This window comes from Myroides sp. LJL116, assembly GCF_054871685.1.
In genome coordinates this window covers 15,967-32,172 of the sequence record NZ_JBTXLR010000017.1, presented here as the reverse complement: position 1 = coordinate 32,172, position 16,206 = coordinate 15,967, and the positions used below count along the sequence as shown (strand labels likewise).

The window sequence follows — 16,206 nt, the reverse complement described above, 5'->3', positions numbered from 1 at the left end:
AAGAATTTAAGATGAAATTATACGATGTTTATCCTTTGAATCCTATTGAAATTGTTCAAGGAAAAGGAAGTTATGTTTACGATAATAAGGGAGTAGAGTATTTAGATTTATATGGTGGTCATGCAGTGATTTCTATCGGGCATAGCAATAAACATTATGTAGAGTCTATTAAAGAACAATTAGAAAAGATAGGATTTTATTCCAATTCCATTCTAATTCCCAAACAACAAGAAGTAGCAAATTTACTTGCTGAAGTAGCAAACTTACAAGATTACCAGTTATTTTTATGTAACTCTGGTGCCGAAGCAAATGAAAATGCATTAAAGCTTGCTTCTTTTTATAATCAAAGAAAAAAGGTTATCTCTTTTAGTGGAGCATTTCATGGAAGAACTTCTTTAGCTGTTTTAGCTACGGATAATCCTAAGATAGTAGCACCGGTTAATGAATCGGATAATGTTATTTTCTTACCATATAATGATGTAGATGCTTTAAAGAATGCTTTTAAGCAGTATGGTAATGAAATTTGTGCGGTAATTCTAGAGCCAATTCAAGGAGTAGGTGGTATTATCGAAGCTACAAAAGAATTTGCAACTGCTATTAGAGAGCTAACAAAACAATATAATAGTGTATTTATTGCTGATGAAGTACAAAGTGGTTATGGAAGAACAGGAAAGTTCTTTGCTTTAGACCACTTAGATATCAAAGCGGATATTTACTCCATGGCTAAGGGAATGGGTAACGGATTTCCAATTGGTGCAATTGCAGTGAGTGATCAATTTAAACCTTGGCACGGACAATTGGGAACAACCTTTGGAGGAAACCATTTAGCATGTAGCGCTGCCTTAGCGGTATTAGAGCAAATAAAAGAGCATAAAATGATTGAAAATGCTCAAGCAATAGGACAATATCTAATAGATAACCTTAAAGGCTTAGAGAAAATAAATCAAATAAGAGGTAAGGGATTAATGATAGGAATTGACTTAGACCCTTCTTTTAAAGACCTGAGAAAAGACCTTCTTTTTGAAGACCACATTTTTACAGGTACAGCTAGTCCTAATGTGATTAGATTACTACCAGCTTTAAATCTTACTAAAGAACAAGCTGATATCTTTTTAGATAAATTTAAAACTAGATTAAACCAATATTAAAAAATTCATAGAATTATGAAACAGTTTTTTAGCGTAAACGATGTACAGAATTTGGATAAGCTTGTAAACGATGCTTTACAAGGGAAAGCTTCTCCTTTTGCCGATCAGGCATTAGGGAAAAATAAAACACTTGGTTTAGTGTTTTTGAATCCAAGTTTACGTACTAGGATGAGTACTCAAAAAGCCGCCATGAATTTAGGAATTAATGTGATGGTTTTAAATATGGGTACTGATGGCTGGGCATTGGAAACCAAAGATGGCGTAGTGATGGATTCTGATAAAGCAGAACACATTAAAGAAGCTGCAGCTGTTATGGGAGAATATTGCGATATTCTTGGTTTACGTTGTTTCCCATCTTTACAAGATGCAGAACAAGATTATAGCGAAGAGCTATTCACTAAGTTTACCAAGTATTGTAATAAACCAGTAATTAGTTTAGAAAGCGCTACAAGACACCCTTTACAAAGCTTAACGGATTTAATCACGATAGTGGAGAATTGGGGATTCGATTATGATGATCAAACACAAAAATATACACCCAAAACCAAGAAACCAAAAGTTGTTCTAACATGGGCACCACATGTAAAGGCTTTACCACAAGCTGTACCTAACTCCTTTGCTGAGTGGATGTGTAAAGCGCAAGACAATGGCCTAGTTGACTTTGTAATTACTCATCCAAAAGGATATGAGCTTAAAGAAGAGTTTACACAAGGTGCTCAAATAGAATATGACCAAGACAAAGCTTTAGAAGACGCAGATTTTATTTATGTGAAAAACTGGTCTAGTTATTCAGACTATGGACAGATAACTTCTAAAGATCCACAATGGATGCTTACTTTGGATAAACTAGCTCCTACTAATAATGCAAAAGTAATGCACTGTCTACCGGTTCGTAGAGATGTAGTAATAAGCTCTGAGGTTTTAGATAGTGATAGTTCTATTGTTATTGAGCAAGCTGGAAATCGTGTTTGGGCAGCACAAGGGGTTTTAAAAGAAATGTTGAAGTAATAATAAGTCAAAGCAATAAGAGAATGCAACAAAAAATTACAGTAGTAAAAATAGGAGGTAATATAGTAGATGATGCTAAAGCATTAGAAGATTTCTTAGACATATATGCTCAAATTCCAGGAAAGAAGATTTTAGTACATGGGGGAGGAAAGCTAGCTACAAAAATGGCTAACGATCTGGACTTACCTACCACTATGATTCAAGGTAGGAGAGTAACTTGTGATAAGATGTTACCTATAACTGTAATGGTTTATGCAGGACTTATAAATACCACTATTACTGCTTTATTACAAAAAAGGAAGTGTGATGCCATTGGCTTAAATGGAAGTGATGCTGCAATTATCACTGCAAGTAAAAGACCTATTGATCCTGTTGATTTTGGATTTGTAGGTGACTTCCAAGCCAAAGATGTAAATGTAAAGAGAATCGAGCAATTGTTAGATTTGGATTTATATCCTGTGTTCTGTGCAATAACAGCAGATCAAAATGGGCAACTCTTAAATACTAATGCCGATACTATTGCTAGTAATTTAAGTATCGCCTTAGCCCAAGACTATAGTGTGGATCTTATTTATTGTTTTGAACACAAAGGAGTATTAATAGATATAAAGGATCCAAACTCTGTAATATCTAATATAAACTCTAGTAGTTTTACTTCCTTATTAGACAAGGGAATTGTAAAGGATGGTATGGTACCTAAAATACAGAATGCTTTAGTTGCTACCAAACAAGGAGTAAGTAAAGTATGTATTAAATTAGCGCAGGATCTTTTAGATCCAGCTCAGGGTACAACAATAGAAAATTAGAATAATAGTTTTAAACTAAACCATTATAACATGGAAATTAAACAAATAACACAACAAAGCATAGAACTTTTAAAGCAGCTTATTCAAACACCTTCTTTTAGTAAGCAAGAGAATTTGACAGCTGACTTAATCGCAAATTATCTTACTTCTCAAAATGTTGAAATACATCGAAAGCTAAATAATGTGTGGGCTTTTAATAAGTACTATGATCCTTTAAAACCAACGATACTATTAAATTCTCATCACGATACTGTGCGACCAAATAAGGATTATACTAAAGATCCATTTCAAGCCCAGATTATAGAGGATAAGTTATTTGGACTAGGGAGTAATGATGCTGGAGGTTGTTTAGTTAGTTTAATTGCAACTTTTATTTATTTCTATGATCAAAAGGATTTAAAATATAATATCTGTTTAGCTGCTACTGCTGAAGAAGAAATATCTGGAAATGATGGATTAGAGTTAGTAGTTCCATTATTGGGGGATTTAGAATTCGCAATTGTAGGTGAGCCAACAAAAATGGATTTAGCTATTGCAGAGCGTGGCTTAATGGTTTTAGACTGTGTAGCGCATGGGAAAAGTGGTCATGCAGCTAGGGAAGAAGGAGATAATGCTATTTTTAAAGCAATACAAGATATTCTATGGTTTAATAGCTTTAAGTTTGAGAAAGAATCCGAACAGTTCGGTCCAATCAAGATGAGTGTTACCATGATTAATGCTGGGACCCAACATAATGTTGTACCATCTACTTGTGACTTTGTTGTAGATATTAGAGTTACTGATGCATATACAAATGAGCAAGTATTAGAAATAATAAAGCAAAATGTACATTGCCAGGTTACTGCTAGATCTACACGTTTAAAGCCGTCTTCTATAGCGAAGGATCATCCGATTGTATTAGCAGGGATAGAGCTTGGAAGAAGTACCTATGGCTCTCCAACAACAAGTGATCAAGCATTACTTAGTATTCCTTCGTTAAAGTGTGGACCTGGAGATTCGGCTCGTTCTCATACTGCTGATGAATTTATCTATGTTCAGGAGATATTTGAAGGAGTAGAGCTGTATATACAAATGTTAACTAAAATTGTGAAGTAAGATGAAATTATGGCAAAAAACTACCCAGGTCAATCAAGACGTTGATCTTTTTACGGTAGGTCAAGATAGAGTATTAGATTTGAATTTAGCAGCTTTTGATGTATTGGGTTCTTTAGCCCATACAAAAATGCTTTGTGCTGTTGGTTTATTAAGCCAAGAGGACTTAGAAAGTATTGAAAAAGAGCTGAAAAATATATATAAAGAAATCATCAATGGAGATTTTACCATTGAACCAGAAGTAGAAGATATTCACTCTCAAGTAGAGTTACTTCTAACAAGAAGAATAGGGGAAGCAGGAAAAAAAATTCACTCTGGTAGATCAAGAAACGATCAAGTTTTAGTGGATTTAAAACTGTATTTCCGTTTTGAAATAGAGCAAATCGTTCAAAAAACAAAAGTATTATTCGAAACCCTACAAACATTAAGTAATAAGCACCAAGACGTTTTACTTCCTGGATATACGCATTTACAAATAGCTATGCCAAGTTCATTTGGATTATGGTTTGGAGCTTATGCAGAGAGTTTAGTAGATGATTTAGAGTTAATGCTTGCAGGGTGGAAGATAACCAATAAAAACCCATTAGGATCTGCAGCTGGATATGGATCTTCTTTTCCATTAGACAGACAAATGACAACGGATCTTTTAGGATTCCAAAGTATGAATTATAATGTAGTTTATGCTCAAATGGGAAGAGGTAAGACAGAAAGAGTTTTAGCTCAAGGACTTTCTAGTATTGCTGCTACTTTAGCTAAGTTTTCTATGGATGCTTGTTTATATATGAGTCAAAATATGGGCTTTATCAAGTTTCCGGATCATTTAACTACAGGATCAAGTATAATGCCTCATAAGAAAAATCCTGACGTATTAGAATTAATACGTTCTAGATGTAATAAGATACAAGCATTACCAAATGAGATTGCCTTAATGACTACTAATTTACCAAGTGGTTACCATAGAGATCTACAGTTATTAAAAGAGAATTTATTTCCAGCATTTGATTCTCTAAAAGAGTGTTTAGATATCTTAAAGTTAATGCTAGATAATATTGAAGTAAATCCATCTATTTTAGAAGATCCTAAATATGATTACTTATTCAGTGTTGAGGTAGTTAATGAACAAGTATTAAAAGGAGTTGCATTTAGAGATGCATATAAAGATATAGGTTTATCTATAGAACAAGGTACGTATAAGCCTTCCAAAGAGGTTAATCACACCCATCAAGGAAGTATCGGTAATCTGATGAACCAAGAGGTTAAAATGGAATTTAATCGCGTATATAGCGAATTTAATTTTGACCAAGTAAACGATAAACTAGTAAGTTTAGTGTTGTGATTTTTTGTAAAAGGTCTTTGTATAAAAAATACAAAGACCTTTTTTTATTTTGATTACATTTGATCGAAGTCTACACTTATCTCATCTGATGTAACAATTGCCTGACAGGATAAGATAAGCCCATCTGCAATTTCTTCATCTGATAAAATACTGTTTTTACGCATTGTAGCACTTCCTTTAGTTACTTTACACATACAAGAACTACAAATACCTCCTTGACAAGAATAAGGTGCATCAATATCATGGTCTAAGATTGCATCTAAAAGGATAGTATCCTTTTTCATTTCAAAGACAGTTTCCATATCATCTACCAATACGCTAACCTTTACTAGGTCAGAACTTGCTTGAATAGGTGCAACAGTATCGTTATTTGGAGTAAATATTTCAAAAGCTACTTTTTCTTTAGAACCTTCTTTCTCTTCAATAGTATGTGCTACTATATCAATCATTGCTTCTGGTCCACATAAAAAATACTTCTGGAACTCTACCTCTTTGTGCTTATTATTAATAACAAAGTTAGTTGCTGCTTTATCAATTCTTCCAAAAAGTGCATTGTCTTGTTTCTCTCTAGAGAATACAAAATGAACATGCAATTGCTCTGGATATTTTTGTTGTAGGTTATGTAATGTAGTGTGGAAGATAGTCTCTTGCACGCTTTTATTTCCATATACTAAAACAAACTTACTTTTAGGTTCACTTGCAAGTACAGTTTCAATCATTGACATTACTGGAGTGATACCACTACCAGCTACAAAGGCTGCATAATTATTTTGATTGTCTTTATTGGTTGGAAGAGTAAACCTACCTTGTGGTAAATCTACCTCAAGAGTATCACCTACTTTAAGTTCTTTATTAGCATAGTGTGAAAAAACACCATTTTCAACATTTTTAACCACAATACGAACATCTCCAGATTCAGGAGTAGAGCAAATAGAATAAGCTCTTCTTATTTCTTTTTGGTTATAAGTATGTTTAATGTTTATGTATTGTCCTGCAATAAAATTATAGTCTTTTTGAAGTTGTGCAGGAATATCAAATAAGATAGATACCGCATTAGGTGTTTCTTGACGAATTTCCTTTACAGTTAATAAATTAAATTTAGACATAGTTTTGCTTAGTTTGTAAAAGACAAAAATACGAAAGACAAAGAGTTAAATGAAAATTAAATGAGATAAGAACTAAAAATAATATGCAAAATCTAGCGAAATTATCTCATTTTATCACTTTAGAATTAAAGGGTATAAGAAAGTTACTTTGTTTTTTGCTGAAAATAGAAAAGTACACCTTCTTATCTCTTGGGAAAAAAGAGTTATAGGATGTATAATGGGACAATAAAATGTCATGTCAGCACAAAGGTTTATAGCTACTGATTTACAAACTTCTTACTAGTATAGTATAATAAGTATTAAATAATGTAGAAACAGGGATTAAGACCTTTTATAGGTTAGGGTACTCTAGAGTATTTAGGTATTTAACTCTAACCATTAAAAAACGCTTACAAAAGATTTAAAAATCCTTTATAAGCGTTCTCTTATTTTTTTAAAAGTTATTTTCTAAAAAGGGGGTATCCCTTTAAAAAAATGGCCTTTTATATTCTATATCCTTGGATAGATTAGAAGTTCGTTTTAAACTGTTCTAAGAAACGTACATCATTTTCATAGAACATACGAATATCTCCGATTTGGTATAAAAGCATAGCAATTCTTTCTATTCCCATTCCAAATGCAAATCCACTGTATTCATTAGGATCAATGTTACAGTTCTTTAAAACGTTAGGATCAACCATTCCACAACCCATAATCTCTAACCAACCAGTACCTTTTGTAATACGGTAATCTGTTTCAGTTTTTAATCCCCAATAAATATCTACCTCAGCACTTGGCTCTGTAAATGGGAAGTAAGATGGACGTAGACGAATCTTTGATTTACCAAACATCTCTTTTGTAAAATATAAAAGAGTTTGTTTTAAGTCAGCGAAAGAAACATCTTTATCAATGTATAATCCTTCTACTTGATGGAAAATACAGTGAGAACGAGATGAAATCGCCTCATTTCTAAATACTCTTCCTGGAGAAATTGTACGTAAAGGAGGGGTATTCTTTTCCATATAACGAACCTGTACCGATGAGGTATGTGTTCTTAATAGGTGCTCTGGATTTGTTTGAACAAAGAAAGTATCTTGCATATCTCTTGCCGGGTGGTATTCCGGAAAGTTTAATGCAGAGAAGTTATGCCAATCATCTTCAATCTCTGGACCTTCTGAAATATTAAAGCCAATAGAGTTAAAGATATCCACAATTTGATTCTTTACTAAAGAAATAGGGTGTCTAGATCCAATTTCTGTAGGATATCCAGGACGTGTTAAATCTCCAAAAAGACCTTGAACATCTTTAGAGTCTAACTCATCTTGAATAGACTTTACTTTATTTTCAATAGTGCTTTTTAATAAATTAATCGCCTGTCCAAACTCTTTCTTCTGATCATTTGGAACTGTTTTAAAGTGGGCGAATAAGTCATTTAATATTCCTTTTTTAGATAAGAATTTAATTCTGAATTCTTCAAGGGTTTCTTTGTTGTCGGTGGTAAACTCCTTTGCTTGACCAACGTATTCTTTTATTTTATCTATCATCTTAAGTAAAGTAAAAAGCAAATTTACTGCTTTTCAATTAGACATTAAAATTTTAAAACCTTATTATGAATATAATTAGGGAAGTTTATGCTTAATCTATGAATTTTGAAGCCAAGAAATAATTTATAATAGCTTCTTTCATTAAAACGGATTGCTCTCCTGCTTTTAAAGCTGGTAATTCTGCTTTGATATTATAATGAGGCCACCCATCTTGATCATAGTGATCAAACTCGTAATAGCCATAAGGCTCTAATAAACGACAGATCGCAATATGCATTAAATTAACCTTATCGTCTTTCTTATATTTTTTCTTAAATTTGCCCCTTTCCTGTATACCGATTAAATATATTATAGATTCTAAGTCTAATGTATCTCCATCGGCAAACTTATCGGATATTTTTTGAACAAGGGTATCCCACCTGTGTTTCATTTGTTCATCTCTTGCCATATGCTTATATATATAAAGTATAGCAAAGATACGATTTACAATTGAGTGTAATTTAGAGAATGTATTAACTTAATAAACAAATTATGATTTTAGATATAATAGTGGGTATCGCTTTAATATTCGGTATTTATAAAGGAGCAAAAAATGGGTTGTTTGTATCAGTGGCTGCATTTATTTCTTTATTGATAGGTATAATTGCCGCTTTAAAGTTTTCCAATGTAGTCAAAGATGCGTTGTTTTCTTATTTCGGATGGGACTCCACCTTTTTACCTTTAATCTCTTTTTTGATTACTTTTTTTGCTGCTATTTTAGTAGTAAAGTTTATAGCTAAATTAATTACCAATTTATTACAAGCTGTTTATTTAGGATTTGTTAATAGAATATTTGGTGCTGTTTTTCAAGTTTTCGTAGTCGTTTTACTTGTGAGTTTAGGACTTAGCCTTTTTGATAAGTTTAATGCTAACTTCGCTTTTGTTACTGCAAAGGAGTTAAATACATCTTATAGTTATAGAGTATATTTAGAATTATCTCAGCATTTCTTTCCTAGTTTCTTCTCTTTAGTAAATAACTTATTTGAAAAAAGCGTAGAGGTAATCAATACATCTACGCCTTCGTTTAATTCGGATTCTTTTTAAATATTTTTCAAGGATTTTTTAGGAACCCATCCTTGTTCTAGATTATCTAGTTTTACTTTTACCCAAAGGGATTTGTCTTCTAAAAGATACACTTTAGTTCCTTTATGTAATTTTATTATAGTCTCAGAATTACTCCTAGGTTCTTGCTTTAGTTCCACTGTGTTTTCCCATAATAGGGCTGAAGGGGCTTCTAAGTGGAAGTTTTCTTCAAAATAAGCGCAGTATGTTGTAAAGCCTATGGAAAGTATACCTAGTACAAATAAACAGAAAAATATTCTTTTTAAAGTGGGGTTCTTAGCCAAATAGAATACTCCAAAAAGTACAACTAATACAAAAGCTAATATCGTAGTAATAAAAGCCCAGTCATCAGGACTTAACTTTCCTATACTTTGATGTATTATATCTTGGTTATTGTACTTCTTAATAATGGTTATATCATCTTCTAAATTGGCTTTTGCATGATCTAAGTTAGTTAAGATATCCTTATCCGTAGGAGCAAGAAGTAGTGCTTTTTCAAAATAATAGACAGCTTCTACATCCTGTTTTGTTTTAAAGTAAGCATTACCTAAGTTATAATATAACTCTGGGGAATCTGTTACCTCTTGACTTAACTCCAAATAAGACTCTATAGCCTTTTTATACTGTTCTTTTTTATAGTAGGAATTGGCTTGTTCAAATTGCTCTTGAATAACTTTAGGATCATTTGCATAGCTTATTATATTAAATAGCAGTAAGAGTAATGCGCTGTATTTTTTCATTGTCTATTTAATTTGTTTTTCTAACTCTGCAATTATATTAATAGCAGTTTGATAATCTTTGTTACTATCTACTTTTTCTGAAGGGGTATATCTAGCCCACTCACAAGCATTCTTTAAATCTATAAAACTTTGAATACTGGAATCCTCTACTTGTTTTTCTTTCAAAAGCTCTCTTATATTATCATTACTCATTTGAGTAGTTTCTATATTTAATTTAGCTTTAAGGAAGTTATGAAGACACAGCTCTAATGCTTCATAAAATAGGTCTTTGTCTTTTAAGTGTTTTTTAGCTTGGCTTAAATATTTTCTCGCTAATTTATTATTTGCTTTTAATTTATTGCCAAGGACATCTTTTGTTGCGTTTTTTCGAGTTTCTACTATACCAACAACTAAAAAGATAGCAACTAAAGCTGCTGCGTTTAAAACATAAAACAATGTTGAAGACCAATAGGTAGATCTATAGGGAGAAACTCTATTTAATGTTTCTTTTATCGGTTGAAATAACTCTTGTTCATTTATTAAAAGATCCCCTTGTAATTCTTTGTTTGTAGGTAATGTGGGTCCTTCTAATACATTAATAGTTATACTATCTGTTGAGATAGTTTTATATGTTTTAGTGTTTAAATCAAAGTAAGAAAAATGCATAGGCTCAATACTATAGTCTCCTTGGTATTGAGGGATAATCGTGTAGTCATTCTTTCTACTTCCTTGAATACCGTATATACCTGTATTTACCTTCTCACTATAGATAGGGTCATATATTTCTAAGGCTGAATTTGCTTTAGGAGTGGGCATTTTTAGTAAGTTTAGATTACCTCTACCACTTACTTCTACCTTTAAATTAAGCATTTCCCCAGCTTTTAACTGTGTTTTACTTGGAGTTGCTTTGAAATCAAAACTTCCCACAGCCCCAGAAAAGTCTGCAGGTTTTCCTGCCTCAGGTAAAGCCTTGGCTGTGATTTTTACGGAATTAGTTGAAAATTCTTGTTCAATATACCCGTATTCAGGAAATCCAAAGAAATCTCTTCTACCTGTTAATACTTGTGCTTGTACATCTAATATTAAAGGGTCAATAGTAAAGTCACCTACTTCTTGGGCCATTAATACATCCTGTTTAATTAGGATGGAATAATAGGCTTCTCCTTTATAGGTTGTCTCTACTGGATGTGGTTCTGGAACTTGTACATTATGTACCCAGAACTTATCGAAAGTAGGTATCTTCTTTCCTGCGTATCCACTTAAACCTTCTCTGAAATAGATTTTATAACTAATAGTAATAGGTTCGTTTATATAAGGATTTCGATTAGAAACTTCTGCAACTAAATGAATGGTTTCTAAGGATTGTGTTTGAATAGAGTTTAAGTTATTTGCCTGAGCATCTGATTTTACTGCATCAGTGACATTAACAGATATAGCTTGTGTTTTATACACTTCTCCTTTAATGTCAATACTTGCACTTCCAATTGTAATTTTACCCTTTCTAGTTGGTTGTAGCTGGAAAGAATACGTCTTATTAAATGATTTCTTTCCATTGGTCCATGACACGCTAACACTTTGGTTCGGCCCAGAAATTATTCTGAACCCTTCAAAGTTTGGAGCCTTAAAATAGTCTCCGTCTTCATTCATTGAAAATTCTACTGTAAGACTTTGATTTAGTGGAATACTTTCTTTATTAACACTCGCTTTAAAATAAGATTGTGCTAAAAGGCAAGTACTACTAATTAGAAGTAGAATTAAAAAAAAATATCTTTTAAAATTATACATAATGTTTTACCAGTCTTTTTTACGTTGATTTTTCATCGGCTCTCCTTTTATAGAATCTGTCGGAGTACCAAAGGTACCATTGCCCTTTTTAATTAATCGATCTTGTACCTGTTTTTCATCTCTTTCTAAGGACTCTAAGATGTTTTGCATTTGTTGCTCACTCATAGGGCCTTGTTGAGGTTCAGGTTGCTGATTATCTTTGTTATCCTGATTATCTTGGTTGTCCTGATTATCTTGGTTGTCCTGGTTGTCCTGATTGTCTTGGTTATCCTGATTATCTTGGTTGTCCTGATTATCTTTGTTATCCTGATTATCTTTGTTATCCTGATTATCTTTGTTATCCTGATTATCTTGGTTGTCCTGATTATCTTGGTTGTCCTGATTATCTTGGTTGTCCTGATTATCTTGGTTGTCCTGATTATCTTGGTTGTCCTGATTATCTTGGTTGTCCTGATTATCTTGCTCTTCTTGTTTATTTAGTTCTTTTGCTAAAGCGTAATTATATCTTGTTTGCTCGTCTTTAGGATTATTTTTCAAAGCCTCTTTGTAGGCTAATTCTGCTTCTTTATAGTTTTTTTCTTGCATGAAAGTATTACCAATATTATGGTAAGCTTGGTGTTTTTGTTCTTTGTTAGTTGCACTTTCAATTGCATTCGTATATGCTGTTCTAGCTTCTTTAATACGGCCCTGCTTCATTAAGGCATTACCCATATTATATTGAGCTGTAGAGCTCGTATTTAATTTTGAATTAGCAATTCTGTAAGAAGCCTCTGCTTGTGAGTACTGTTCACTGGTATATCCTTCATTACCTTTGCTCAATGCTCTAGCTCCAGATTGGGCCATAGCTATACTAGAATAAAAAGTAAGGAGTAAAATAGTTAAAAAGTTTTTCATAGGATGTAAAATCTTTATTCTTTTGGCTGCTTGTCATTAAATAAATTCCATTTTTCTAACCACTGTGTTTTGCGCTCTAGTATAAATATATTGATAAATAATAGTGCAAATGCCAAGGCTAAAAACCATTGAAATTGAGATTGAAACTCCGCAATTTGTTGGGATTCAAAATCTGTTTTCTCTATTTTTGATAAGTCGTTTTTAATTAAGTCTACTACTTCTTGGGTATTAGCTCCATAGTAATACGCCCCAGAGGTTTGTTTAGCTATTTGTTCTAAAGTAGAAGGGTTTAACTTGGTTATAACCACTTGGTCATCCCAGTCTCTTTTATAAGATGTACCATTTTTGTCTGAAATAGGAATTGGTGCTCCTTTCTCTGTTCCAACTCCGATGGTGATAATCTTAATGCCCTTTTTCTTTGCAATTTCGATAGCACTTTGCATGTCATCTCCATGATCTTCACCATCACTAATTAGGATCATTACTTTACTAGTATTAGGATTATCATAGTAGTTACTTGCTACTTGAATAGCTTGTGCAAAGGCAGTACCTTGGGAAGAGACCATATCTGTATTCATGGATTGTAAATACATTTTTGCAGCATAATGATCTGTGGTGATAGGTAATAATGGGAAAGCGCTCCCTGCATAACCTACTATACCTACTCTATCTGGTCCCAGGTTGTTGATAATTTGTGAAACTAATTGTTTCATCTTAGCTAACCTATCAGGAGCCATATCTTGTGCTAACATACTCTTTGAGACATCTAGCGTAAAAACAATATCTACACCTTGTCTTTTTACTGTTACAATCTTTGTTCCAATTTTAGGATTAACAAGAGCTATAATAATGAATAATAATGCAGCAAGTGGTAAAATAGCTTTTATTATTGCTTTACTAAAAGATTGATTAGGCGCTAATAACAGTATTGCTTTTGGTGAAGCAAATTCAGCTTGTTTTCTTTTTCTCCACAATATATCTACAATAAACAATACAACAAGTACTGCTATTGGTATAAGTAAAAAAAAGTATTTTGTTTGATCTAGTTCCCACATAATATCTTATATAAAACCTCTAAATAATGTTCTTCTTAGAATAAAGTTAATGCTTAATAATCCAAAACTAATCAAGGCCAATATGTGGAACTTCTCATCTGTGTTTACAAACTTTTGTTCATCAATTTTGGTTTTTTCTAGCTGATTAATTTCCTCATAAATGTTTTTTAAGCTTTCTGTATCTGTTGCTCTAAAGTATACTCCATTAGTGATATTGGCTATCTCTTTCATAAGCTCTTCATCTAGCTCTACTGGAATCTTCTCATAAACAATTTCACCATTTGCTTTCATACCAACTGGAGATTCTGCTAAGCCATTAGATCCTATTCCGATAGTATAAACTTTGATATTATATTGTTTAGCTATTTCAGCAGCCATTAAAGGGTCTATAGCACCTGTGTTGTTTACACCATCTGTAAGTAATATGATTACTTTACTTTTAGATGGGCTATCCTTTAAGCGGTTTACCGCTGTTCCTAGTCCTACACCTATGGCTGTTCCATCTTGGATATCGTTGGAATACTGAATGTCCTTTAAGGCATTTAAAATTAAAGGTTTGTCACTAGTTGCAGGTGTTTTTGTATAAGCCTCTGCTGCATAGATAACAATCCCAATGCGATCTGTAATACGTTGTTTAACAAAATCAGAAGCTACATTTTTAAGAGCCTCTAGTCGGTTAGGTTTTAAATCCTTGGCTAACATACTTCCTGAAATATCCATTGCCATAACAATATCAATTCCATGGGTAGAATGAACATGGTTGTGTACGCTAACAACTTGTGGTCTTGCTAAGGCTACTATAAGTAATGCCATTGCTAATAGTTGTAAAACTATTTGAATAGGAAGAAGCTTTATAATAGGGGAGGTATATCCTTGAAAAGCCTCTATAGAACTTAGTTTTATAGTAGGGCGATGTTTTTTTCTATTGCGATACCAAACATAAAAAGCGATTGGTAGTAATAAAAAAAGCCAAAAGTATTCAGGATTTAAAAAACTTATATCTCTCATTATTTTTTCACTTGTTTATAGACGATGGACTCAAAAATTCGATTCGAAAGCTCTAACGCTGCCTCATCTTTTTGTCGATAAAATATCCAAACTTGATCTGTATTTATACCAAATTGAGTAAATACTGCTTGGAATTCCACTTGTTCTACTTTACTACTTGGGGTAGGCTTGAATTCAAAGTTTCCTTCAATTTTTGTCCCTTTTACTCCATTAGAATTTTCAAAAGTACTTTGGTCAAAATTTATATCTTTTATATTGTAATTTTGAGTCAATAGGGTAATAAACTGTTTGATTATTTGACCTTGGTTCACTTTGTGATCCTTTACCATGGTCAAATTATTTGCGATAATAAATATTGGATCCTCTAGTTCATTAAAGCGGAACTGTTCAATATATTCAATTCCTTCTAGTTTAGCATCCTTTATAGTTGGTTCATTCTTGTGTGTTAATACAGAAGGAGTAGATAAAGTAATCCCTGGACTATATCCATAGGTACTTTGTATCCATTGTTTTTCTAATAGGATTTTGGTAGAGTCAAAGGTGAAGAAATTATATTCCTTTTCGCTTTTTGTATTTATTAAATAGACTATTCCTGTTACTATTAGCAGCAACGAGGTTACAGCTACTGGAAGCCAGATTCTAAATCGCATTCTTTTTTTCTTGCGTTCTTCACGTAATCGAATACGCATAGTTTGATTGGCTGCCGAAATAGGATAGGCGATATTTATATCGGAAACAATTTTTTGAATTTTATTTGTATCGGATAGTATTTGTTGTTCAGAAGGCTGGCTTTTAGCGAATTTCACCAAGTCAGATGTTTCTAAAATACGCTTAAATTCAGCTATTAACTCTGGTTGAACTTTAATATCCTTATCTTTTAAAGTATGTTTTAAAAGGGTAAGAATCTCAAAAGTAGTAAGCTCATGTGCTGAAATATCGAAGGTATCCTCTAAGAAGGATCTTACAATATTACTCATATCCGAATAATATGGTTTAGCTCCTTGTTTGGTCCAGTTTTTACGAAGCTCTAACTTTCTTAATTTTTTAGATGCTTTTTCAAAAGGAGTTTTGTATTTATCTTCCTCTGTTAAGTTTTTATCTTGTTGGTATTTAATATACAAGAAGGTTAGTATACCTAGAATAAAAGACACTATAATGAAGAAAATATAATACCAATAGGTAGAAAAGGATGCTCCAGCAGTAGAAATATCTTTAATAGGATATAATGGTGTTTTCAGGGTATCTACTTCAACGCCTAAAACATCTATTGCAATACTTTGGGTTTTATATAGTTTATCTCCAATTACAATGGGTAATTCTGGTAATTGGTGCTCCCCTTGGTCAAATTGGGTAAGTTCATATTTTTTAATAAGCTCCATTAAGTCACCAGATACAATGGTATCTACAGGCCAAGCTTCCAATACGTCAAAATCTCCCAAAGTAGGGGTATCTGGAAAAGACACTTTATCTTGTGTATTGGTATGCACTCTTAAGGTCAATGCAAAACTATCTCCCATTTTGATAGAAGTAGTGTCTACTTTAGTTTCAATGGGATCTTGCGCATAAAGTGACCCAATTAAACTACATATAAAAATTAAAGTATATAAATATTTATGTTTCATTTT

15 protein-coding genes are annotated in these 16,206 nt (G+C 32.6%); 6 read left to right on the top strand and 9 right to left on the bottom strand.

Annotated elements, in window-relative coordinates; all coding sequences use genetic code 11:
* The first annotated feature begins 11 nt into the window (after positions 1-11).
* From ACYSNM_RS11630 to argH, 5 genes are read left to right on the top strand one after another with little or no spacing between them, the layout of a single operon-like run.
* Complete coding sequence (locus ACYSNM_RS11630) at positions 12-1,148, top strand: aspartate aminotransferase family protein (protein ID WP_461757071.1); 1,137 nt, start codon at positions 12-14, stop codon at positions 1,146-1,148.
* A 15-nt stretch (positions 1,149-1,163) separates the two neighbouring features.
* Positions 1,164-2,156, top strand: a complete 993-nt coding sequence (locus tag ACYSNM_RS11625) for a Rossmann-fold NAD(P)-binding domain-containing protein (RefSeq protein ID WP_461757070.1) — start codon at positions 1,164-1,166, stop codon at positions 2,154-2,156.
* Between the two features lie 23 nt (positions 2,157-2,179).
* Positions 2,180-2,962: an acetylglutamate kinase gene (argB, locus tag ACYSNM_RS11620; protein WP_461757069.1), complete on the top strand. Its 783-nt coding sequence runs from the start codon at positions 2,180-2,182 to the stop codon at positions 2,960-2,962.
* A gap of 30 nt (positions 2,963-2,992) precedes the next feature.
* Entirely contained in the window at positions 2,993-4,057 is a 1,065-nt protein-coding gene (locus ACYSNM_RS11615; protein ID WP_461757068.1) for a M20 family metallo-hydrolase, read from the top strand.
* A 1-nt stretch (position 4,058) separates the two neighbouring features.
* A complete protein-coding gene (argH, locus tag ACYSNM_RS11610) occupies positions 4,059-5,390 on the top strand; it encodes an argininosuccinate lyase (RefSeq protein ID WP_461757067.1) in 1,332 nt (443 codons plus the stop codon).
* Positions 5,391-5,443: 53 nt separating this feature from the next.
* Here the strand turns inward: argH and ACYSNM_RS11605 are convergent, their stop codons facing one another.
* From ACYSNM_RS11605 to ACYSNM_RS11595, 3 genes are all read right to left on the bottom strand, one after another.
* On the bottom strand, positions 5,444-6,496 hold the full coding sequence (locus tag ACYSNM_RS11605; protein WP_461757066.1) for a 2Fe-2S iron-sulfur cluster-binding protein: 1,053 nt from the start codon (positions 6,494-6,496) through the stop codon (positions 5,444-5,446).
* A gap of 506 nt (positions 6,497-7,002) precedes the next feature.
* The gene (gene pheS, locus ACYSNM_RS11600; protein WP_461757065.1) at positions 7,003-8,019 is read right to left on the bottom strand and encodes a phenylalanine--tRNA ligase subunit alpha; all 1,017 of its coding nucleotides are present in this window, start codon (positions 8,017-8,019) and stop codon (positions 7,003-7,005) included.
* Between the two features lie 91 nt (positions 8,020-8,110).
* Entirely contained in the window at positions 8,111-8,467 is a 357-nt protein-coding gene (locus ACYSNM_RS11595; protein ID WP_461753369.1) for a hypothetical protein, read from the bottom strand.
* An 83-nt stretch (positions 8,468-8,550) separates the two neighbouring features.
* On the opposite strand from ACYSNM_RS11595, the gene ACYSNM_RS11590 reads away from it, so the two are divergent.
* Positions 8,551-9,102 (top strand): CvpA family protein, encoded by a 552-nt coding sequence (locus ACYSNM_RS11590; protein WP_461757064.1) that lies wholly within the window; start codon positions 8,551-8,553, stop codon positions 9,100-9,102.
* Here the strand turns inward: ACYSNM_RS11590 and ACYSNM_RS11585 are convergent.
* From ACYSNM_RS11585 to ACYSNM_RS11560, 6 genes are read right to left on the bottom strand one after another with little or no spacing between them, the layout of a single operon-like run.
* On the bottom strand, positions 9,099-9,860 hold the full coding sequence (locus ACYSNM_RS11585; protein WP_461757063.1) for a tetratricopeptide repeat protein: 762 nt from the start codon (positions 9,858-9,860) through the stop codon (positions 9,099-9,101). The genes ACYSNM_RS11590 and ACYSNM_RS11585 overlap by 4 nt on opposite strands.
* A 3-nt stretch (positions 9,861-9,863) precedes the next feature.
* The gene (locus ACYSNM_RS11580) at positions 9,864-11,624 is read right to left on the bottom strand and encodes a BatD family protein (RefSeq protein ID WP_461757062.1); all 1,761 of its coding nucleotides are present in this window, start codon (positions 11,622-11,624) and stop codon (positions 9,864-9,866) included.
* Between the two features lie 6 nt (positions 11,625-11,630).
* Positions 11,631-12,518, bottom strand: a complete 888-nt coding sequence (locus ACYSNM_RS11575; protein ID WP_461757061.1) for a tetratricopeptide repeat protein — start codon at positions 12,516-12,518, stop codon at positions 11,631-11,633.
* A 14-nt stretch (positions 12,519-12,532) separates the two neighbouring features.
* A complete protein-coding gene (locus tag ACYSNM_RS11570) occupies positions 12,533-13,573 on the bottom strand; it encodes a VWA domain-containing protein (protein WP_461757060.1) in 1,041 nt (346 codons plus the stop codon).
* 6 nt (positions 13,574-13,579) lie between these two features.
* A complete protein-coding gene (locus ACYSNM_RS11565) occupies positions 13,580-14,581 on the bottom strand; it encodes a vWA domain-containing protein (protein ID WP_461757059.1) in 1,002 nt (333 codons plus the stop codon).
* Positions 14,581-16,203 carry a BatD family protein gene (locus ACYSNM_RS11560; protein ID WP_461757058.1) on the bottom strand — a complete coding sequence of 541 codons (1,623 nt, stop codon included), beginning with the start codon at positions 16,201-16,203 and terminating at the stop codon, positions 14,581-14,583. The genes ACYSNM_RS11565 and ACYSNM_RS11560 overlap by 1 nt, the downstream gene beginning before the upstream one ends.
* Positions 16,204-16,206: the final 3 nt, after the last annotated feature.

What these genes read in the sequence shown, in the direction of transcription:
- ACYSNM_RS11560 (WP_461757058.1), bottom strand. Translation starts at nt 16,203, where the DNA reads ATGAAACATAAATATTTATATACTTTAATTTTTATATGTAGTTTAATT.
- ACYSNM_RS11565 (WP_461757059.1), bottom strand. Translation starts at nt 14,581, where the DNA reads ATGAGAGATATAAGTTTTTTAAATCCTGAATACTTTTGGCTTTTTTTA.
- argH (WP_461757067.1), top strand. Translation starts at nt 4,059, where the DNA reads ATGAAATTATGGCAAAAAACTACCCAGGTCAATCAAGACGTTGATCTT.
- ACYSNM_RS11615 (WP_461757068.1), top strand. Translation starts at nt 2,993, where the DNA reads ATGGAAATTAAACAAATAACACAACAAAGCATAGAACTTTTAAAGCAG.
- ACYSNM_RS11625 (WP_461757070.1), top strand. Translation starts at nt 1,164, where the DNA reads ATGAAACAGTTTTTTAGCGTAAACGATGTACAGAATTTGGATAAGCTT.
- ACYSNM_RS11580 (WP_461757062.1), bottom strand. Translation starts at nt 11,624, where the DNA reads ATGTATAATTTTAAAAGATATTTTTTTTTAATTCTACTTCTAATTAGT.
- ACYSNM_RS11605 (WP_461757066.1), bottom strand. Translation starts at nt 6,496, where the DNA reads ATGTCTAAATTTAATTTATTAACTGTAAAGGAAATTCGTCAAGAAACA.
- pheS (WP_461757065.1), bottom strand. Translation starts at nt 8,019, where the DNA reads ATGATAGATAAAATAAAAGAATACGTTGGTCAAGCAAAGGAGTTTACC.
- ACYSNM_RS11595 (WP_461753369.1), bottom strand. Translation starts at nt 8,467, where the DNA reads ATGGCAAGAGATGAACAAATGAAACACAGGTGGGATACCCTTGTTCAA.
- ACYSNM_RS11570 (WP_461757060.1), bottom strand. Translation starts at nt 13,573, where the DNA reads ATGTGGGAACTAGATCAAACAAAATACTTTTTTTTACTTATACCAATA.
- ACYSNM_RS11585 (WP_461757063.1), bottom strand. Translation starts at nt 9,860, where the DNA reads ATGAAAAAATACAGCGCATTACTCTTACTGCTATTTAATATAATAAGC.
- ACYSNM_RS11630 (WP_461757071.1), top strand. Translation starts at nt 12, where the DNA reads ATGAAATTATACGATGTTTATCCTTTGAATCCTATTGAAATTGTTCAA.
- argB (WP_461757069.1), top strand. Translation starts at nt 2,180, where the DNA reads ATGCAACAAAAAATTACAGTAGTAAAAATAGGAGGTAATATAGTAGAT.
- ACYSNM_RS11575 (WP_461757061.1), bottom strand. Translation starts at nt 12,518, where the DNA reads ATGAAAAACTTTTTAACTATTTTACTCCTTACTTTTTATTCTAGTATA.
- ACYSNM_RS11590 (WP_461757064.1), top strand. Translation starts at nt 8,551, where the DNA reads ATGATTTTAGATATAATAGTGGGTATCGCTTTAATATTCGGTATTTAT.